The following is a 21,405-nucleotide window of genomic DNA, read 5'->3' on the forward strand; positions in this document are numbered from 1 at the left end:
CTTGGAAAGAATACAGTGTCTCAATTGATGGCAAAGCAGCTCATCAAACCCTATCACGCGAAGAAAATTGTTTAATCGATGGCTGCACCAGAAATTATGGTGTCTGGAATATGTGTCTTATACCGTCCAGACACAAAATATTCCTGATCTTTGCCAGGAATATTTGAAACTACTTCCACAAACTCAATTGGTAATTATTTCGATTTAGTCAGGAAATTCCAGTTCTAACTTTACCTTCTCGTAGAGAGCCGTTATGCGAAAGACCATATCAATACACTCTTGTTGGGACATCTGATCAATGGTGTTTATAAACGCATTGGTTTTTATTTTTCCTTCCTGATCTTTCTGTGGGCCTTTCTCTTTCAGTTCCGATGCTATGCTTTCCCATTCGGGACACAAAGCATCCGAAAAATATTTCCCGGTAATGATATTGAAATACCCTGCCTGTGATTTTAAGATTTCTTTTGACAGCAGGACGTTGGCGGTGAGACTTGAGACGAGTTTAGACAGCTCGATATAGACGAAAATATTAGACTTATTCACAAGAAGTTTATCGTTGAGGGTTTCTATCGTCAAATTTACAATAAGTTCTTAACTTATGTAACCTATTGCCACAATAAATAAACACTTACCTCATATAAGCTATCAACGTTACGAAGCCTAGAAGCCTATTTCACTGCGATTTTTTGAGTTGTAAAAAGTGTGTCCTCAATACGAACAGTTACTAAAAAATTCGCATATTTAAAGTTCAGCGTAAACCTGTAAACATTCAAAATAGATATAAAAATGAGAAGTGAAAGTTTTAAAGAAATAACCACAGAAGATTTAATCAAAAAAAAGACCATATCCCTTGTAACAGGTATTTTGACTGGAATGCTAATCGTACTAATTGTCTACGCTATCCTTTTAACAATTAATAATGGATTCCCGTATTTGCTTATTATTCCATTAGCACTTTCGCCCATTTTGATTGTAAATTTTAACACAGTAACTAATATCAATAGAGAATTAAAAAGTAGAAATACAAACTGATATCTCAACGTTAACGCCACAGTTGGTGCACAATGGATTATGACCGTAAAACATATCTTGCTATAAAATGGCTGCAATGCGTAGAAGACTGTGAAAAATCTGGATATGACGGGTCCACCGAATACGCTAAAGAATTTTTAGACCTTGCAGAACCCGAGTTATTATCACTTCACGGTTTTGATACCACGAAGGATATTAAACAATACGCAATACGGGAACGGGAATTGGCGAAACTTTCACACAAGCCATAGATGACAGGACACTCAAAAAATTTGGAAAACAGGCTTTCAAAAGTAAATTATTGCTACACTATTTACTATCCCCGTCTCTCAAAATGTTTTTAAATTTAAATTGAACCTGCCCTGATTTTTGATCGAAATCATGCTGCAAAAACATTTGTAATGCCTGCAAATTCATATTTGATATTTTGATCACGAAAGTGCAAATATTATGCTCGTCAATTGGTTGTATATGCAGCTCATTTTTCCCGTTATTGTTTAAATAAATAACAGAGAACTGGTATTCTTTGCCTGTTTGCTTAGGCGCACTTCTAGGCTTCAAATTATTTCCTTTTAACCGATTTGCTTGTTGTCTTAATGCGAAAAGCACTTCTCTGGCCACTGAATGACGTGTGCTTTCCCGCAACTCCGGGCTAAATTCATCAAACAGCATAATGTTACGTCTGACAAATCCGGCTATGGTATCATTGTCGTTATAAATTATTTCCGATTTTCTGGATAAAATATAATCAATCAGCGGTTGAATTTTTCTAGCCATTGGGACTGAGTTTTAATTGGCAATAGCGACCACACGGTTACAAAATAATAATTAATAATTTTATATTCAATCACATTTTAAAAAAAATAAGAACGTGATTCCACAGTGTACCATTGAGTTAACCTCAACGCGTCAAAATATTTCTTCCAATTCTTGATTGCCGGGCTTTTGCTCCTTATTGAACATGTTCCTAGTCCTTCGTTCGTTTTGTAAATTAATAGCCCTATATTTCTCACATCAGATTCTCAATCTGATGTGAGAAATATTTAGTAAAGGGCATTGGATTTTCCAGTGCTCTTTCTTCTTTCTGCCTATACCAAAATGCAATCATTTTAGCAAAAAATAACGCAGAGATGCTTTCAGTCTAATGACTTTTTGTGCTGAGAGAATAATAAAATATAATTATCAATGACTTTGGAAAAACAAGATTTAAGATCATTTTCTTCTCTATTTTTAATATGACTTAAAGCTTTCTGAATAATGATGAACACATCGGGCAAAAAATATCTTAATCAAAGATCCTTGTCGTCAACGATAGTATAGTGTGTGTATAGTTGTCCTTACAATCCTCGGAAATTAGCCGAGGATTTGTTTTTAAAATCGCATGGTTGAACATATTTCAATGGAGGTTACAAAAATATTTATGGGCTATCGTTTACATTGACCCAAGTAAATTACACTTTCAGATTCGTCACATATTTATATCTCAATAATTTATCGCCCCGGCGACTCCGAAATAACCGGAACGGACTAGTTTAAATTTTCAACTAAAAATATACGTCTATATAAATGACAGTTATCATTCATTAATCCGTCTAATTACTATTCTCTTAACCGATTTGAATCTTCCTTAACCGACTTGCCGAAAGATTGGTCGGCAAATGCGCTATTCTGCTTCTTGTGACCGGGTGCCTAACTTTTTGAAGCCTGGTCAAACAGGCCTGTACCGCCATTTCAGCACTGTCGCCATATTTTTGAATTTCAATCGTATGATCTTGATTGAATAATTCACAGCACCAGGAATTTTCAACCGGGCCGAATAATTGTATTACAAAACCTTCCGGAATTTCAGTAAAAATAGACTGGTTCATCAATTTCCTCAAGAGCTGATGGTTTCCTTAGTTGAGCGTAAATTTTCGTACAACATTGTCAAGATTAATTTTAGAGTAGATGAAAATTCTCTTCTATTCAGTTTTCCGGTATAATTATCCTATGACTTTTTCATTGATGTGCCTTCCAAACCATTGAAAATCTCTTTCAACCTTGATTTTGTTGTCGTAGACATCATGACCGTAAACTTTAAGTGCCAAGGTGGTAAGTTGCTGCCTTACCAGGTTTCTTTCCTCCTCACCTTCCTGCTGTTCAAATTTTGTTTCAAATACCGCAAGAAAGGAGTTTGGAAGAATAACCTTTTTTCCTGTTTCAACAGTTGAAACATCATGCATATACGACTGAGGAGCCACATTCAGGCAATCCTCAATATTTGAAAAGTGTTTACCGTCCTTGGTAAACGTCAACCTGTCGATAATTAAAGGCCCTACTCCATTATTTCTGACATACACAAAAATATGTCCTTCAATATCGCCCAGAACAATCTGTGCCAGTGGCATGACTGATTTTTCGTTATGGGAACGTTGAAGATAAAGCTCATAGAACATCCCTAACAGGGCTAACAATGATATTGTGAGTGCCAAAGCGAATTCTCCCTCTTGATGACAAGGAATTCAAAACTGATTATCAATGGTGAAGACTAAATGATTAAAATCGGTTTAACTTTCTTGCGGTTTTAGCTTCCAGTCAATAAGAGCCAATCTCTGCGCAATCCGTTCCAATGTTTGTTTGACATCTGCTGCGTCTGGCAATTCACCAAAAACAAGGGTTTTGAAAGAACCATTATAGATACCTTCCAGCTCAGTCCACATTTGATCAGGCTGCCGAAATAGCAATGCCTGGGAAGGATGAAAATATAGCCATGCTTTATTATTCCGAAAACTCACTTCGTCATCGAGTGCCACCTTGTGCAGCATTTGATCAAAACCAGCGGAATCAAAAAATTCAGAAATATCAGCTTGCCTGAGCAATTGATGAAGGTCGTAAACATGACGAATTTTATTGCGTAAATCTTTGATTGGCTCTTCTGTGTAGGAAAAACGGACAAGACTCATGATTTTTTCGCAAAGTGTTCTCTCCGGTGCCAGAACGGACACATCGAAAGGTAAAAGCCCATATTCTTCTGCGATGAGTTCTAGTTTCCGGGCAAGCATCATCTGGTAAATAAAGGAACTGACCTTGCCCTTTACGACCGGCCCGGAGGCTCCCAGCCAACTGGATTCCACGATGATCAAATCTCGGACCTGTCCAAAATCTCCTTTAAAAACCTTGGAATAGGAATGCGCCGTTTTACGTATCATTCCTTTTTTGTTGGTAATGCCAGGAACATCCAGTTCCGGCAGAAACTTATCCACGGCCTGGCTGATCTTTTTCAGGCGTTCTTTTAATTGATTAGGTGAAAGACCCGGTTCTTTTATCAGGACAAGGTCGATATCTTCGGAAAACCTGTTGATATAGGTAAAGCATTTTGACAAGGCAGTGCCGCCTTTAAATATCGTATACTCTGCCAAGGCTCCTTTAAAAATATGATGGAGTGCCAGTGTTACCCAGTAATCCTTTTCCACGTATATTTCAGGTAGCTTCATTTGTTGAGCGGTAATGCTTACCGCATCCTGAAACAGTTCGGTGTTTTCGTGTAGTTTCATTGGATGTTCCATTCTAACGCTGACGGCAGGAGCGTTTCATCAATATTCAGCTTAAACGTCGTCAGTGGATTAAGGCTATCACTGAGTGGTTTGGTTTCAATTCTTTTTCCCATTGCTGTCAGTAAAGCGCCTAGCAAGGCCCGGACGCGGGGTGGATATTTAAGGGCATATCCGATCAGCTCCAGAAGTCGCTTTTCATCCAATTGCCCGACTTGCTTTTTAAACATTGTAATGGCTGACTTTATATCAAGATCCGGAATCTGTTTCAGATCTTTCATAGCGTCCAGTAAACCTAATAGTTGATAGTTTTCATCTGAAACATCCACATAGCTTTTTACGGCTGTGGCCTGGATGGTTCCCCTGCTTACAAAAATGCGTCTGTTTCTGCTCGCTATTTGGATCGTTGCGGAAACCTGGGTAGTCAGCCCCATCTGATTGTACAAATAGTTTCCGGTAATATAGGCCGTTCTTTTGCCGTCTTGATAAAGATAAGGTTTAAGAACCTGCTCCTCTCCCGGTATCTTTTCCCCGAACGGCGTTATCTTGGGCTTGAAAAATATGCCTTTCGAAAGCTTCCGGATAACTCCTTTTTTTTGCAGCCGCTCCAGTATCTTGGCCGCAGATTGATATTGCTGCCCGGAAATAATCAGTTGGGCATACCCAAAACTGATATCCTCTGGCATTCCCTTAATCTGCTGGGTAATTTTGTCTGATAAGCTGCTCATACTGTAAATATATCGCAACTTTATCTATTTGTCAAGTTTTTAGATCAATAAACTTGACATTTTATGTGAGTATTTTTTTTAGACAGTCTGTAAAGATCGCTTTTCACACCCGTGCCTTGCAAACCATTCAAAACTTCTCTCGATGATGAATTTATTATCATACATATCCCGGTAATTCACTTTCAATGCTAATGGAGCGAGTTGCCCAATGACATTATCCCTTTCTTTTTCAGCAGTGTGCCCGTCAAAAATTGTCTTGAATATCTCCATAAATGAACCGGGAAGAATGACCTTTTGCACTGATTCAGCACTGACAATATCATGCATATAAGATCTGGGGTCCAGATCTAAACAGTCTTCGATATTTGTAGAAGAAACGCCGTCTTTGGTAAAAGTAACCTTATCGATAATCATGGGCCCAACACCGTTATTTCTGGTTTGCACAAAAATCTCTGCTTCACGGTCACTGAAAATAATTTGCCCGAGTGGCCGAAGTGATCTCTCGTTATGAATACGTTGCAAACGGAGCTGATAAAAAGCTGCCAGTAGCGTAAACAGAGAAATCAGGGATGAGATTACGACAATCAAAGGAACCCACTATGCAAGAATTAAATTTTCCAAAAGGGCATTTCTACACCTTTGGTCAGATCATTCCACAATCCTTCAATGATTTCAAGCGCTCCCGGCCTTGAAGCTGATAATACAAGGGAATGAATTTGTGATAAAGGCTGCATTGAGGGTCTTTGCCGTCCTCGCGATAAACCGGGCAACCGCTGGTACAAACAAATCTGAATTTACATTGCTTGCAATCCTCAGATTTCTCGTCTTGATGGTTTCCGCTCTGCTTAATCATATCAACCAAATCCAAATCCAGGTTAAAAATGGAATTTGTAGACGCGGAATTATCGCCGAACTGTACATGACAATATTTGAATGACCCGTCCACATAGATCGCGCCACCTGAAAAACCGGAGGCGCAGGTCTGAAACCCTAATTCATTAGGCTTTAAATCACAGAATTGGTGCCGCTTAGAGAACTGCCATCCCGTTTCAATAGCTTCCTGCATGATGGAATAAGATTCAACTAGATTGCTTTCAAGCAACTCGGCATTAATTTTTTCGCCTTTAACAATCGAATACCGAAACGGCACATCCAACGCAATCAAGTATCTGGTAAGATCAGGAAGTCCATCCAAGTTTTGATTGCTAACGACAGTATTGACGGAGACCGGAATATTATGTGCTAGCAATTTCCTGAGATTGGTATCGACCACACTAAACGAACCCGCACCAGAGCGGAATTTGCGTGTCATATTATGCACACCCTCAACCCCATCCATAGAAACACCATATGTAATATTGTATTCTTTGGAAAATTCCAGAATATCATCATTCAGGATGGTAAGGTTCGTGATAAAAGCCACATCCAGTTTGCAACCCACCTTTCCTAAGCTAACAATGGCCTCGGGGATGAATGTTTTCCAAGTTTTAAACTGGCTTAAAGGTTCACCTCCTGCCAGACGGAATTTAACTGTCCCTATCTTCCTTTTTTCAACAGTCTCTACAAGTTTTGAAAGCAACTGTGCCTTTACGGTGTCTGACATTCCCTTACTGGTATTCAAGGTCGATATATAGCAATAGCTGCACCCCAAATTACATGCATCGGTGGTATGTATCCAGAAGTTCAGGGATTGGGCGCTGGCCGGTGTTTCAGGCAGTTTAAAATAATCGTCAAACCGAACGATTTCGGATTTAGCCATGATCGACAGAAATGCTTCAAGCGTATCAGGTTGCATAGAAAGCTTGCCGGAAAGTCCAGCAAGATCATCCTGTTCGTTAATGGCCTTTAAGATCCCGTATTGAGCATTGTTAAGCACCCGAAATGAATGGGGGACGGCACAATTGACAGCATATCCGAAAGAAGTCCCCTCAATTTTTTGCAGCAATAATTGCGGTGCCTTTTTCGGTATCAAAGTCTTCATCATCGAAAATTGTGGTATAACTTGTGCAATCGCAATTGGCATTTGCTGACGATACTTTTAAAGAATTCTTGCCTAATGCATTTTCCAATAGTTGAACGTCATCAAATAGGATGTCATTTTCATTCGCGTAAATCATAGCTGATGAGATTATTAGAATTGATAATATTATTTCAATCGGTGTATGAGCGTGAAAACTGTACTGGGGTGCCAGTGGCTATCCCCTCGAAAAGTCGGAATTCTCCTTTTATTGAGTTCTTTGGAAAGGGCACGCATTGATGTTATTCCCCTATCTTTAAGTCGTGTAATAATTGGTAGCAGTTTGTGGGCAAACTCTTCGGCAGTTTTTTTATTAATCAAAGAGAGTATTTTCCCATTCTTTCCCAGAATAACTCCCCGCTTCTTTGCAGCACTTAAGGCTTCCCTTGTTGCTTTGCTGATATTTTGCCTGGCGTCTTCGGCAACAGCAGCCAGAATATGGATCGTCAACCTGTTTGCATGTGGATTATCGACGACAATAATCTCTACGTTTGATTTTACAATTCCGGCGATTTCCTCGACATCCCTACCTAATCTATCTAACCTTGCTACGATCAGTGTAGCCTTCATTTTTTTACAAAGTTCAAGTGCTTGAAAAAGACCAATCCGGTACTTACGTGTTGATTTAACTTCAACCTCTTCATGTACGAGATCATAATCATTGAGTTTGCAATAATTTGTGATTGCCGTTTGCTGAGCATCAAGCCCAAGGCCGCTCCTACCCTGTCTTTGCGTTGAAACCCTGTAATACGCAACTGCCTGTTTGGTAGTCATTTCATCTCCGTATCTGTTCGAGGCTAAACCATCGTTTATATTTGAACAGATTTTGTTTAAAATCCGGTTACCGATCTAAAAAAAGGAGTTGAAATACAGTCTGTTGCAATGAAGGAAATCTCTAAAAACGAGGATTTTTGTTCAAGGGTAAACGATGGATTACTCCAATACAAATTTTATTTGAATTTGTAGTGTAAATGGGTAATAAAGCATAAGAAGTTCAAAATATTCAGGTATTGAACAAGATGTACAACCTGTACTTCACGCAGCTTAATTATTTCATTAAATGTAGGTAATCTGAGTCATGCACTATTTTCGACAACAAAGAAAGATTTTCTAAACGCTACCCAATTGTTGGATAGAAGGGAAATCATTTATCACTTCCAATCGGCATGAACAAACAATTTGGAGTGCTAAAAAGAAACCGCATATACTCACTTATCATATTGTGCCGTAAAAATTCTGAAGCAGTGCTCAGGGCAAATAACTACCTTAACGGGTGTTGGAAAAGAAATTCATTATTTACTGTATACACCTTTATCCATTGACCCGGTGGAGTTTAACCCGTATTTAAGTACATCTCCAAAAATACCGACTCTATGTTTCCCAGTTGTTAAGCCTTCAAACGCTTATTTATCTTTATATTTGTAAAAGATGTAAAGCAGATGAAGGAGAATTATATTTATCTAGACAATAACTCTACCACTCCATTAGACCCCAGGGTGCTAGAAAAAATGATGCCATATTTAACTTACAATCAAGCAAATGCTTCCAGCTCTCACCAATTAGGGCGGATTTCAAACAATGGGGTTGAAAAGGCGCGAGCAAATGTTGCAAATTTAGTTAATTGCAATTCAGAGGACTTAATATTCACATCTGGTGCTACTGAATCAATAAATTTGGCGTTGAGAGGAATTCTATTCAAGCAGTCCCTCAAAAATAGGAATCATGTTATTACTGTTTCTACCGAGCATCCAGCGGTCCTTGAAACATGTGCTGAAATGGAGTTGTCTGGCATCAATGTTACTTACCTTGATGTTGATCACGACGGACTCATAAATTTAGAAGAATTAGAAGCAAGAATAACACCTCAAACAGCTCTAATCTGTGTAATGCTAGCTAATAATGAAACTGGCGTTATTCAACCAGTGCAAGCAATTGCAGAACTTTCTCATAAAAACGGTGCTTTATTTATGACTGATGCCACGCAAGCAGTTGGAAGATTGCCTGTGGACGTAGTAGCTCAGGAAATTGATATTCTTGCTTTCTCTGCGCATAAGTTTTATGGACCAAAAGGTATTGGGTGTTTATACGTTAATCCTGGATTAAACATTAAGCCTATAATATTTGGAGGCGGGCAAGAACGTGGTCTTAGAAGTGGTACATTAAATGTCCCTGGCATAATAGGAATGGGTGCCGCAGCAAAATTATCAGAGCAAGCAATGGAGAGTGATCGTGAAAGAGTTGGGTTGCTTACTGCAAAGTTAGAAACTGCACTTCTATCAATTGAAAATACATTTTTAAACGGAAATAAAACGCAACGTTTGTACAATACTATCAACATATGTTTTGACAAGATAAATAATGAAGATTTGTTGATCAATCTTAACACAATATGTGTATCCAACGGTTCTGCTTGTTCTTCCAGTACAATCGAACCATCACATGTCTTACTAAAAATGGGCTTAACAAGAGAACAAGCCGATTCATCTATTAGATTAAGCTTAGGGCGTTTTACTACCTCTGAGGAAGTAGAAATTACCATCTCAACTTTCAAACGACTTTCAAATCAATTAAGAATAACAGCAGGTTGATGCTCTGTTGTAAATAAATATCATTGAATTATATGAAATTTTCTTTCTCTGGACATGAAACATTTGCCTGTAAGCAACACTGGCTTAAAAAGGGTATAGATCATTTGAACAATAGAAACACTTTTGCTGATGAACATGCAGTGATAAGTCTTGGTGTTGGAAAGAACATGGTTAATTCAATAAAATTCTGGCTAAAGGCATTCGGCATGATTGATGACAGGGACGTTCCTACTCCATTGGCAGAATTTCTCTTTGGGGAGAATGGTGTTGACCTATATTTGGAAGATTCTCTTACACTATGGCTTTTGCATTATCAACTGATAAAACAAAATAAGGCATCAATATATTCACTGACATTCAACGAGTTCCGACGTGAACGTAATGACTTTACAAAGACACATTTATTGAATTTTTTGGAAAGGAAAATTGCAGAAAATGGAGATAATTTTAGTAATAATACTTTGGAAAGTGATATTAGAGTTTTCCTATCCAATTATGTCCCTAGTAATCCAAATGATATTGAGGAAGCTTACACAAATTTACTTCAAGAGCTGAACCTTCTATCCACATTTACCATTACTAATAGCCTAGGACAGAAAAATGAATGGTACCGTTTTAATGTAAGTCCTAAATTCGATCTGCCAATTGAGGCTATTTTATTTGCGATTTTAGACAACGAAAATTACGGACAGAGTATAAGTCTATCTCAATTAGCAATTGATCACTCAGCACCGGGAAGTGTATTTATGCTAACCGAAATTTCGTTAAGCGAAAAGTTCAAAGAATTAGCATCGATTCATGGAATTTACACAGAAACAGCTGGTAACCCTGTCCTACAGATGAAAAGTGGATTGGACAAGTGGGAGATTTTACAAAACTATTATGACAATAACTGACTCAACACAAGACTATACTTACTCCCCATCTGTCAACATTATCAGAGATAAAGATAAGGAGATACGTTATATTCCGACATACAACGGCCAAAGAGCATTTGAACAAATAATCTCAATGTCAGGAATTGGGACTCGATCTTTCTCCATAGTCGGTGCATATGGATCTGGCAAGTCTGCGTTTTTATGGGCGTTGGCAGAAGCAATTAATAAGAATAAACCATATTTTGAAGGATGGAATTATTTATTGAAAAGCTATAGCAAGAATGAGATTATTGATTTTATAGGAGACTTCTCATCTGTTATAGACTCTTTTGCTCGAGAACTTAAATGTGAAAAAGAAAATGTAATAGCGGCCTTACATGCTCACGCAGAGGATTTAAAAAACAAAAATACCGCTTTATTAATACGTATTGATGAATTTGGGAAATTCCTTGAGCACGCAGCCAAATCAAATCCCGAAGGGGAATTTTACTTTCTTCAGCAATTAGCGGAAATGGTAAATAATCCACAGGGAAATATCATCCTTATCACTACGTTACATCAAGATTTCGCCGCTTATGCTTACCATTTAAATGATCGTCAGCGTAATGAATGGGCGAAAGTTAAAGGTCGCTTTAAAGAGATAACCTTTAACGAACCAACCGAACAATTACTACTTTTAGTAGCAAACAGGCTTCAGGAGCTAAGGTATCCAGTCGATAACACTTTAATTGTTGAACTTTTACATGTTCTAGATATTGCAAAGTTATTTCCTTTAAAAGATTATTTCAATTTAGATACTGCTAGAAAGCTCACTCCACTTGATATATTAGCTGGTAGCAGCCTTGTTATTGCTTTGCAAAGATATGGCCAAAATGAAAGGTCTGTATTTTCATTTATTGAATCAAAAGACTTTAAAGGACTACATCAGTACATTGAAGCACCGGATGCTCCGATGTATAATCTAGCTCATGTATACAATTATATCACATATCATTATTACAATCAGATAACGGTAAAAGACAATCCAGATTACCGTGTTTGGCGATTAATGAGAGATAACATTGAAAGGGCCGAGGGTTTATTTGATGATCAGTTATTATTAGAAGCAACGCAATTAATAAAGACAATAGGGCTGCTAAACTTATTTGGTAAAACCTCTTCAAAAGTTAATAAGGATTTTCTTATTGGTTATGGAAGATTGGTACAAAATCAAAAAGATACTGCGGAAACTCTCAGGCTCTTGGAGCAGCATAAAATAATTCGATTCAGGGAGCATAGCAACAGATATGTTCTTTTTGAAGGAACCGACGTAGATATAGAATATGCGATTAATGCCGCTGGTGAGCTGGTTGGACATGTAAGTCAGATAAGTCAATATTTAAACGAGTACTTCAAATTTCCAATTATTCCCGCAAAAAGATATCAAGTTGAAATCGGCACTCCCCGCTTTTTTGAAATTAAAATAAGCGACAGTCCAATAGCTGTTTCTCCTGCTGGAGAAAGAGATGGTTTTATAAATTTAGTGTTTTCTTCAACACACACCGAAGAGCAAATTAGAACATACTCTGCAAATGTTGACGACGCAATCATATATGTTTATTTTAAACACAATCAATTAATTAGGGAACAAGTCACCGAGATCGAAAAAATAAAGCAAGCACGACAGAAGTATGGCGATGACAAAACAGCTCGTTTTGAATTTGATCATATACTTCTTCATCAGCAAAATCTTTTACGACATTACGTACTAGATAAGTTTTACGCAGCCGATCAAAATGAAGTTTCGTTTTATCATCGTGGTATAAAAGTTAATACAATACACAATCGTCGTTCTTTAAATAACTTTTTGAGCGATATCTCAATAACCACGTACCAAGGAACACCCGTCTTTTTAAATGAGATGGTAAATAAAACAAAGCTTGGGGGATCAATTGTCACAGCAAGAAAATCATTGTTAAATCGACTTGTGGAGAATTCAAATGAATATGATTTGGGATTTTCTCCTAATTTATTTCCACCAGAAAAGACTATATACCTTTCATTAATCAAGGAGAAAGGCTTTCATCAAAAGGTTGATGGCATTTGGCAGCTCACGGAGCCTACGGATCTGAGCCTAGCAGGTATTTGGGATTGTTTTAATAAATTCTTAACTGATGCTAAGCATTCCAAACTTTCACTTCAGGAACTTTCGGATCGGTTACTGGAGAGACCCATAAAAGTAAAAAAAGGCTTTGTTGACTTTTTCCTTCCTATTGCTTTACTAGTCCGCCAGTCAGACTTTTCACTTTTTAATAATGATGTTTTCATTCCAAAACTCAATGCGAATATCCTAGATTTAATTATAAAAAAACCGTCAGATTATTCTATCAAGTCCTTTTCCGCGTCAGGTATTAATTTATCAGTCTTTAATAAATACAGAGCATTACTAAATCAAAAAGAAATATCAAAACATACAAATGTTGGTTTTATAGAAACAATAAGACCTTTTTTATCATTTTATCAAAATCTCCCTACATATTCAAAAAATACCAATAAGTTATCTAAGGAAGCACTTGGCTTGAGGAAGGCGATCCAAAATTCATCGGATCCTGAAAAAACATTCTTCGAAGATTTTCCTCAAGCATTCGGTTACAGCTTGGTGGATCTCGATCAAAACGCAGAGAAATTAGAGCGTTACTTTTTAGATTTAAGTCATGGAATAACAGAGATAAGAACCACTTATCCTAACCTCCTTACAAGATACGAAACCTTCATTTTTGAGGAAATAATAGGAAATCAAACTTTACCATTCGAGGAGTGGAAGAATAATTTTCAACAAAGATTCAAAAATATCAAAGGTTATTTAGTCGCACCACATTTAAAAGTTTTTCTTCAACGTATTCACTCAAAGATAGAAGAAAAAAATACTTGGCTTAGTTCACTAGCACATGCAATTTTAGGTAAACAGTTGGACGAGATAAATGATGAAGACGAGTTAATACTATTTAGAAGATTTAAGGATTGGATCCATGAGTTAGATAATTATGTAGATTTACAAGATAAGCCATCATCTGAGAATTTGCAAAATTCTTTAAAAATTGAGATTACTAGTCTTGAAAGCGGAACTTTAAAACAGACCCTAACTTTTCCAAAGTCTAAGGAAAAGGAAGTGGCGTCAATAGAAAAAAAAATAGTCAAGTTTTTAACAACGGATAAAAATTTAAATGTTTTTATCTTGACTAAAATTTTGAACGAGCAATTGAGATAACATGAGCCAAAAAGTAAGACATGTTCTTGGCATTTCTGGCGGCAAAGATAGTGCTGCCCTTGCTATTTACATGAAAAATAATTATCCAGAACTAGATGTAGAGTATTACACGGCGGATACTGGCAAAGAACTTAAGGAAACGTATCAATTAATCAAGAACCTGGAACTGTTTCTAGGGAAAGAGATTATTAAGTTACAAGCTTTTCCTGATAGTTCAGAAGATCCGTTTGACCATAAATTAAAAAGCTTAAATGGATTTCTGCCGAATCCTCTGAATCGTTGGTGTACAAAAAGTCTTAAATTAGATATCTTTGAAAAATTCGTAGGGAATGACCCTGTCATATCTTACGTAGGAATTCGTGGTGACGAAAACAGAGAGGGTTATATTTCAAAAAAAGACACAATTCAGTCAATTTTTCCATTTCGCCAAAATATTTGGAGTGAAGATATTATTAGGTTGGTACTTGACAACAAAAATATTTATAGATGTTTAGCAATTGCAAATGAGAAGCTATCAGGTGAAAAAACAAATAGATTTATTGAAATCTTATCACGAAACGTTAACGAACTTTATACACGTTCAGATAAACTTTTACAGCTTCTCGAGCTTGATACAAGAGAATTTAATACTATCGTTCATGAATTTCTAAAGCATACCAATTATCCTGCTGGATTCGATACGCAGTTTCCTCTAATAGATAATAATGAAGTACTGGTCTTAAAAGATATATATAATTTACTGGAAACGTCAGGAGTAGGAATTCCCGCTTATTATAATGAAATTGAGTTTACCGTAAATGGCCAGGTAGCCACTTACTCCCGAACCAGATCAGGCTGTTATTTTTGTTTTTATCAACAAAATATCGAGTGGATATGGTTATATGAACAACATCCCGACTTGTTTGCCCAAGCTATGGAGTATGAAAAGGATGATTTCACATGGAATCAGGACGAGCCACTTAGTGAACTTATTAAACCGGAACGAATTGAGGCGATAAAATTAGAGTATATTAAACGTAAAACCCGAACGGAAAAAATCAGGAGAAGTTCAAAGCTAATAGATATTTTTTCTGACGCCTCTGAAGATTTAGGATGTGCAAGCTGCTTCATATAAAAGGGGTTTCAGATTTTTGGAAGTTATTATCGGCACACGATGTTCCATAAACGTACTCAACTAAGGATATTTTCAGCAATAAAACGGCAATACCTTACTGCAATTGAAGTTTTCATGAACATTAAAATTGCCCTTATCCCAAAAGGAATATATCGAGGCAAAATAAGGTTTCCAAAGTCTTAATTGAGAATTTCTTACAATTTCTTTGTATTCCGGATCGCTGAGTAGTTTTTTGATCTTCTCTCTAATAAAATAATTTTGAAGGATAAAGTCAATGGCTAAAACTGCATCCATTGGTGGATGCATTAGCCGAGGTGCCGGAAGAATTATTGTGTTGCCTATAAGGTCCTCACCCATTCCTTCCATTTTTTCTCCACCGAAAGAAAAATGGTACAATGGGTGAGAGAATTTGGGAGAACCATCACCCATTTCTTCTTCATGCAAGTCCAAATGCCACGAAGAATACAAATCGTCAATTTCATAGGTTCGGGAGTTAAGTCGTTGTCCACCTATTTCTATGTCAACATTTAACTCTGACAATGGATTGGACACTTCATCTCCGATCACTCCTGAACTTTTTATAAATAATGATAAGGAAACAGAAATTTGTTCCGATTCAGAAGGCATACGCCCTCCCACTTCGTCAGCATCATTAAATGTAATTTTTCGCAAATTATATTTCCATATTTTGGATTCCGTTTCGATGAAAGATTGCCCTGCGCCATCCAATGGACTAACATCCCCGCAAAGATTATATGTATTTAAAAGTATGGCTAGCTTACATAGATCAGCAGCAATTTGTTTATTCTCTAACTCTTTTTTCATTTTTCTCTAAAAATGCTTTAAGTTTTTCAAGTCTAGGTTTTTCTATAGAAGTTATCCCAAAAAATGCCGTCGGCCGGAGTGCCTCTTTAACTGATACATATTCATGCTCTTGCCAGGCATGCTTATCATCCTGACCCGCAATAATAAAGGCGTCTGTAGTATCGATAGCAACTCCTGTCGCCTTACAAATAACCCAAAAAGAATCACTTTTAGAATCCGATTGTTTTTCTAACGGAGTTAACTTCGTAAGACCACTCTTAGCACTTAGCAGCTCAACTTTTTTCTTTGAACCAGTGCTTCTAATGTCAAACGTATCAGAAACTTTCTCCTCCCAGAACAAATAAAGATCCTGCATCCACCATCTTGTATAATAATTAGAGAAAGCACCTACATATTTCATGTCTGCCGGCAAGAAATTGTTAATCAGTTTTCCCCAATCACCAGATCTTCGATCAACACCTAATCTAGCGGACAAATATCTTTCATCTATCAAAAATGTCGGCCTTCCGATAATTTGCTTGGTTAAAAATCTAGCAATAATATGTTTAGGTTTCTCAAGATTAGCCCTCAATGCATCTAAAAATCTTGTATCAAGTTGGGGAATCGGCTTTCTACCCAAAATTCCTTCTATCGAATTGTCGCATTCATTTAAATAATTATATCCATCGGATAGCCATTTCAATTTATCCCTAAATAGCTCGAAGGGCATTTTCTTATCGTTTCCTAGAATATTTTTACTAACTATAAGGTCAAACAAATCCAAGCTTGTTGGATCAAATGACTTCTCTAAGTTTTCATCTGCCGACACTAGAATAATCGGAAAATCTTTACTTTCTAAACTTTCCTTAGATAATGTTCTTAGCTCCTGTGCTAGGGTACTTCCCCTGTATTGTGCATACTTATTTCCCTCATAAGGATTACCATTTAATCTTAAGTCAAGGATAATACCATTATAATCTGGCATCATTTCAGTGATGCTTGAAATTAATGTTTCCCAATCAGCTGGTTTCTTAAATGTTATTTCTATTTCTCTACCAATTTCCAGACCATTGATTGTTCCCTGCTCTATTTCATTCTGGGTATCATCAATATATATGTACTTATACGCCATACTCTTCAATTTGTTTTTTAGATGCCAATGGTAATTGTATTTTAAAACATGTAGAAAAACCTCGTTCTGGGTTTATCAAGCTAATAGAACCACCATAAGTTTGAATAATATCTTTCATTATTTTCAAACCTAATCCAGTTCCTGTAAGCTTTTCATCATCTGATGCGTCAAATCCGACTGGTGAAGATGTAGTGAAAAACGCATCAAATATCCTCTCTTTGTTTTCTTCTGGAATCCCATCTCCGTTATCTGAAAATTCTAAATATACATTTTTATCTTCCTTTCCAACAACTATTTTAATTTCCCCAGTTTGTTTATTCCTGCGAATAGCTTTTTTAGAATTAGTGTATAAATTGAAAAGAATGGAACTCCATTCTGATGCGTGCATTGGTATAGTTATTAAATCATATCCATAAAACTCCACAGTCATTACCGTTTCAAGCTTTGTCAAATCAGCATCAATTATATTTTTAAAATGACGAACAACTTCGTCTAATATTTGAGGTTTTAATTCCCGACTTACGTTTGCTGAGACCGTAGAGTTAAAATAAGAAGTGTATGACGTAAAGACATGTATAGTTCGTCTAAGGTTTTCCAAACTATTGATGCCATAACTATCTAATTTTTGCCTACTAATAACACTTAAATCTCCGAGAATAGATGGCGAAAACTGTACAACTTCATGAGTAAATTCACCTATTGTCAGACCTAAACCAGCAAGCACACGTACCATTCCAAGTTCCTGCAAAATCAGGTTGACCTCTTCTTTTATCGCCGACAAAGCTTTTTTAGCTTCACTGGTATTTTTCTTATCTTGATCACTTCCGGCTGAAGTAATAATTGAAATTACATCAATTGCCTTTTCTAATTGCAAAAGCTTCTCAGCTGTAGTTTTTTCAGGTTCTACCACCCCCGTGGCTGTGTTAACTTTGGTAACACGAATTTGTTTCTTAATTTTTTCTACGCTGTAACGTAATCGGTTTCTAGCTGCCTCTAAAGCTTTATGTACAAAATCTGTCAATTCTCGATAGGCATCATTTTCGATTAAGCCTTCCCTACTAGCTGTTTCTTCAAATAATACACCGGTGGGATCAATAATTTCCACAAAACCAAACAAATTCTTATTTCCAAATGGAGCATTTGTTCCTGATTCATTATAGTACCTACTATCGATCTCTAACCAGTCGTCCTTTTGTTCTCCATAAGGTAACACCCTAAAACCATTTCGATATAATCGAATACCACCTTGCTCTTTGGACAATTTTAGAATGTTGGATAATTCAATCTTCGAAATGTTTGTGTAATATTCTTCTCTATTATAAATAAAATAATATGCTTTGAAATGTAGTTCATTTAAATTTCTATATTTTGTGTCTGGCTTTTCATCAACACTATACTGTTTGTTATGACTAATTTCAACAATTTCGTTACCCACATCTAGGCTGCTGCTTGTGATCGTATAAAATCCATCATGAACTTTATCGACAAATCCTTCTATAACTGCCAGTGCTTTACTAAAAAGCATTTTATCTGGATCAGCAATAATTCTCTCAACTTCATTGTTAATTTGTTTGAATCTGACCCTAAAGGACTCATCTGTTTGGTTTGCCAAACGTAAAACCTCGCTTCGATCCGAAATGTAATCGGGTTGTAGAAGATCAGATACGTATCGATAAACCCTTTTGATGTCATTCTCTGACCACCATTCTCTCAAATTCTCAATGATAAGCACTGTTCCTTCTTTTTGAACTTTCGGAACATATGTATATGGATTACTTACTGAACCAATGTTGGTATCAATTTTATAGTTTGTCCAATCTATTTCAAGCCTTATAGCATTATCGATATCTAATGTTTGTGTAATGATCGTCAGCTTCTCTCCCAAACGTTGGGTAGCAAATCTTCCAATTCCCTTCTTACCTGCTTTTCCTCTCGCAAATCGAACGGACTTTGGATTATGAATTTTATCGGTAGAAGAAATGGTCATGAAACCATCTCTTAGTTGATCGAAGGTCATGCCGACTCCGTTGTCCTTTATGATTAGTGTCCCACCCTTTTTTGAAGAATCTATAAAATCCACATCAACCTGCGTCGCATCAGCATCATATGAATTTTTGACAAGTTCAGAAAGTGCCGTTTCAGCTCTGCCGACAAGTTCTCTTCCCAGTCTATCAATAAGTCCAGCATCAACACTAAATTTTAAGGAAGACAAATTCAAATCATTATTTTCCATTTCTGTTATAAATTCAGCATTATGATATTTGAACAATCTCTAACGAGCTCCATTTAAAATCTTATAAATAAAAACTAAATTTTAGCTTCTGTCTTCAATCTGAATGCAGTTGAATATTGATCAATCAAATACCGTCGTTTCTCCGACAGAATTAAATTGCTAATTCTATCCCATTCAAGGTCGGTCTTGTATCCAAATCTTTTGCTCAGCATCCTCTTTGTCCTTTGCGTCGAAAATCTAATAGAGAAACTCATAAGGTCTTGATAGTCTGTATCATCAATACTCGGCTTGCTTTCCAATTTAGCTTGTACCTCAAAAATTAATTTTATAATATCAGCGAACGCTCTGACACCCTGAGAATTGTAAATAATCCTTTTATCTTCGAATAATATCCCTTCCCAGAATGATGATGCTAATGTACCGTACTCTTCAAGTTCATCTGATACATCAATCAAAATCTCATCTTTTCCAAAAAGAAAACAATTATTGGAGTCTAAAATCAATAACATTGAATTAAACTTACTAACGAAGGTTTTCTGAGTTACTAAAACAGTATCCTCCGTACTCCCAATTTTAAATATTTGATTTAATCTCTCGAAAAAAGTTTTAAAAACAGCCTTCTGTCCCACTACAGTATACAAAAGGTAGTATTGCTGATTTAATTCGCTATTCAAAATTTGCCTAGCATCAATATAGGCTTTTTTAAGGTGAGAAATTTCCAAAATTTTTCGCCTTTTCGAAAGTAATGCCTTGTATAAATTAGAGGTGATATTAAAAGCTCCTAAAGAGTCTAATTTCTCAATCACCTTAATATTAGGAATTATATTCTCAAAAATTTGCACTATTGACCGAAGATAGTATTTCTCAAAATTCTTTTGTGCTACATCCAATATACGATAATCATAAGTAAATAATATGCTTTCCAACGCATATTCGCTTAGTTCCTCCGCAAAAATTTCTAGCGTAACATTTCTTTCCTTCAAATATTCATTAAATGAAGTTTGTATTGGCGTTATTTCTTGATAATCAGTATCATTTGCTATGGTATGATCAACAAAAAAGTAATTATTTAGAATATTCTTAAAGTCTTTTATTCTATTTAAATCTCTATGATCCTCAATTGATACTAATCTCCGGTCAACAAGTTCATCACTTATAATTTGATGCATTGTCAGTAAGCCAGTTATATGTGGCAACTCATGCTTAAGACTATCTCCATACCAATCGATTAGGATAGATGGTATAAAATTGCCACTTAGTTTAGAAGTGCCATCTTTATTGACCGATTCGACTAAAGATTGCACACACAAGGAAGCGAGATCTTTGTCGTCCATTAATATTCTTCTAACTAAACCAACTGACCTGGCGTTTGTATTAATGTCAATGAATACTGTCCGTAAAACTTGAACAGGAGTTAAGACATTCTTTTCTCTGATTAAATTACTTACGTCTAAAAAGACGACGTCTTGTTGGGCTGAATGATATAGTGTATCAAGTTCTTGACTTTTTACTAACGCTTCAAGCCTGTGTTGTCCATCTATTACAACAGCATAAAATTTATCTTTATCCCAGCATAAAATGTTATGTTGAAATACATGAGAAGTATTGAAAAAATATAACCCATCGATTATACTTTCGTTGTCCTTCGAGATCAGTAATTCTTTAAATTTAGTATTCGAACGATACTGTGACTTATCAATGATTAGCTCTTTTGATTCTGGCGATTGATCAGCAGTAAAATTATAAACTTTTGAAAAGCTACCATCAGACTCTCTTGGTAATAGTGCCACAATTATGGGTGGAAAGTATTTAACGTCCCGTCCCTGACCGAGGAGATACTTTTTTGAAATTTCACTAATTCTATCTTTATCTACCTCTCTCTGGATAATTTGACTAATTGGCCATTCCTTATCATTACTTAGTGTATCATAAAGAGAAACATCAGATTTAAGCTCACCGACAGTTAAAGTTGTGAGGTATGTTCTAATCGCAGTTGTCGTTCCAAAGCCTCCCATTCGCACTGGATAGACATTTGAAAAATTTACATTTGACTTTTTAAAACCTTGGCCTTCTATTGCATCAAAGTCGTCTAATTCATTCAT

17 protein-coding genes are annotated in these 21,405 nt (G+C 36.4%); 4 read left to right on the top strand and 13 right to left on the bottom strand.

Annotated features, from left to right (window positions below; all coding sequences use genetic code 11):
• Positions 1 to 204 precede the first annotated feature (204 nt).
• The 9 genes from FDK13_RS05615 to FDK13_RS05655 form a co-directional block, all read right to left on the bottom strand.
• Positions 205 to 543 (bottom strand): hypothetical protein, encoded by a 339-nt coding sequence (locus FDK13_RS05615; protein ID WP_170982715.1) that lies wholly within the window; start codon positions 541 to 543, stop codon positions 205 to 207.
• Positions 544 to 1,341: 798 nt separating this feature from the next.
• Positions 1,342 to 1,809: a hypothetical protein gene (locus FDK13_RS05620; protein ID WP_137339006.1), complete on the bottom strand. Its 468-nt coding sequence runs from the start codon at positions 1,807 to 1,809 to the stop codon at positions 1,342 to 1,344.
• 830 nt (positions 1,810 to 2,639) lie between these two features.
• Complete coding sequence (locus tag FDK13_RS05625; RefSeq protein ID WP_137339007.1) at positions 2,640 to 2,900, bottom strand: hypothetical protein; 261 nt, start codon at positions 2,898 to 2,900, stop codon at positions 2,640 to 2,642.
• Positions 2,901 to 3,014: 114 nt separating this feature from the next.
• Entirely contained in the window at positions 3,015 to 3,419 is a 405-nt protein-coding gene (locus FDK13_RS05630) for a hypothetical protein (protein WP_229215915.1), read from the bottom strand.
• 159 nt (positions 3,420 to 3,578) lie between these two features.
• Positions 3,579 to 4,565, bottom strand: coding sequence for a nucleotidyl transferase AbiEii/AbiGii toxin family protein (locus FDK13_RS05635; protein ID WP_137339009.1), 987 nt, complete (start codon positions 4,563 to 4,565; stop codon positions 3,579 to 3,581).
• The gene (locus tag FDK13_RS05640; protein WP_137339010.1) at positions 4,562 to 5,290 is read right to left on the bottom strand and encodes a DUF6088 family protein; all 729 of its coding nucleotides are present in this window, start codon (positions 5,288 to 5,290) and stop codon (positions 4,562 to 4,564) included. Before FDK13_RS05640 ends, FDK13_RS05635 begins: the two co-directional genes overlap by 4 nt.
• 78 nt (positions 5,291 to 5,368) lie before the next feature.
• Positions 5,369 to 5,878, bottom strand: a complete 510-nt coding sequence (locus FDK13_RS05645) for a hypothetical protein (RefSeq protein WP_229215916.1) — start codon at positions 5,876 to 5,878, stop codon at positions 5,369 to 5,371.
• 55 nt (positions 5,879 to 5,933) lie between these two features.
• Positions 5,934 to 7,313, bottom strand: coding sequence for a radical SAM/SPASM domain-containing protein (locus tag FDK13_RS05650; RefSeq protein ID WP_229215917.1), 1,380 nt, complete (start codon positions 7,311 to 7,313; stop codon positions 5,934 to 5,936).
• A 123-nt stretch (positions 7,314 to 7,436) separates the two neighbouring features.
• On the bottom strand, positions 7,437 to 8,081 hold the full coding sequence (locus FDK13_RS05655; protein WP_137339011.1) for a recombinase family protein: 645 nt from the start codon (positions 8,079 to 8,081) through the stop codon (positions 7,437 to 7,439).
• A 665-nt stretch (positions 8,082 to 8,746) separates the two neighbouring features.
• Between FDK13_RS05655 and FDK13_RS05660 the strand changes: the two genes are divergently transcribed.
• From FDK13_RS05660 to FDK13_RS05675, 4 genes are read left to right on the top strand one after another with little or no spacing between them, the layout of a single operon-like run.
• Positions 8,747 to 9,895, top strand: a complete 1,149-nt coding sequence (locus FDK13_RS05660) for a cysteine desulfurase family protein (RefSeq protein ID WP_137339012.1) — start codon at positions 8,747 to 8,749, stop codon at positions 9,893 to 9,895.
• 32 nt (positions 9,896 to 9,927) lie between these two features.
• Complete coding sequence (locus tag FDK13_RS05665) at positions 9,928 to 10,791, top strand: DUF4007 family protein (RefSeq protein WP_137339013.1); 864 nt, start codon at positions 9,928 to 9,930, stop codon at positions 10,789 to 10,791.
• Positions 10,778 to 14,020: a P-loop NTPase family protein gene (locus FDK13_RS05670; protein WP_137339014.1), complete on the top strand. Its 3,243-nt coding sequence runs from the start codon at positions 10,778 to 10,780 to the stop codon at positions 14,018 to 14,020. Before FDK13_RS05665 ends, FDK13_RS05670 begins: the two co-directional genes overlap by 14 nt.
• A 1-nt stretch (position 14,021) precedes the next feature.
• Positions 14,022 to 15,134, top strand: a complete 1,113-nt coding sequence (locus tag FDK13_RS05675) for an adenine nucleotide alpha hydrolase family protein (RefSeq protein ID WP_137339015.1) — start codon at positions 14,022 to 14,024, stop codon at positions 15,132 to 15,134.
• Positions 15,135 to 15,206: 72 nt separating this feature from the next.
• On the opposite strand, the gene FDK13_RS05680 is transcribed toward FDK13_RS05675, so the two are convergent.
• The 4 genes from FDK13_RS05680 to FDK13_RS05695 all read right to left on the bottom strand — a co-directional run bounded on the left by FDK13_RS05680 (position 15,207) and on the right by FDK13_RS05695 (position 21,405).
• Positions 15,207 to 15,959 (bottom strand): hypothetical protein, encoded by a 753-nt coding sequence (locus tag FDK13_RS05680; RefSeq protein WP_137339016.1) that lies wholly within the window; start codon positions 15,957 to 15,959, stop codon positions 15,207 to 15,209.
• Positions 15,937 to 17,070 (bottom strand): hypothetical protein, encoded by a 1,134-nt coding sequence (locus tag FDK13_RS05685; protein ID WP_137339017.1) that lies wholly within the window; start codon positions 17,068 to 17,070, stop codon positions 15,937 to 15,939. Before FDK13_RS05685 ends, FDK13_RS05680 begins: the two co-directional genes overlap by 23 nt.
• On the bottom strand, positions 17,060 to 19,303 hold the full coding sequence (locus FDK13_RS05690) for an ATP-binding protein (protein ID WP_137339018.1): 2,244 nt from the start codon (positions 19,301 to 19,303) through the stop codon (positions 17,060 to 17,062). The genes FDK13_RS05685 and FDK13_RS05690 overlap by 11 nt, the downstream gene beginning before the upstream one ends.
• Before the next feature lie 74 nt (positions 19,304 to 19,377).
• Entirely contained in the window at positions 19,378 to 21,405 is a 2,028-nt protein-coding gene (locus FDK13_RS05695; RefSeq protein ID WP_137339019.1) for a ParB N-terminal domain-containing protein, read from the bottom strand.

The organism is Dyadobacter frigoris, from assembly GCF_005280585.1.
GTDB classification, from domain to species: Bacteria; Bacteroidota; Bacteroidia; order Cytophagales; family Spirosomataceae; genus Dyadobacter; species Dyadobacter frigoris.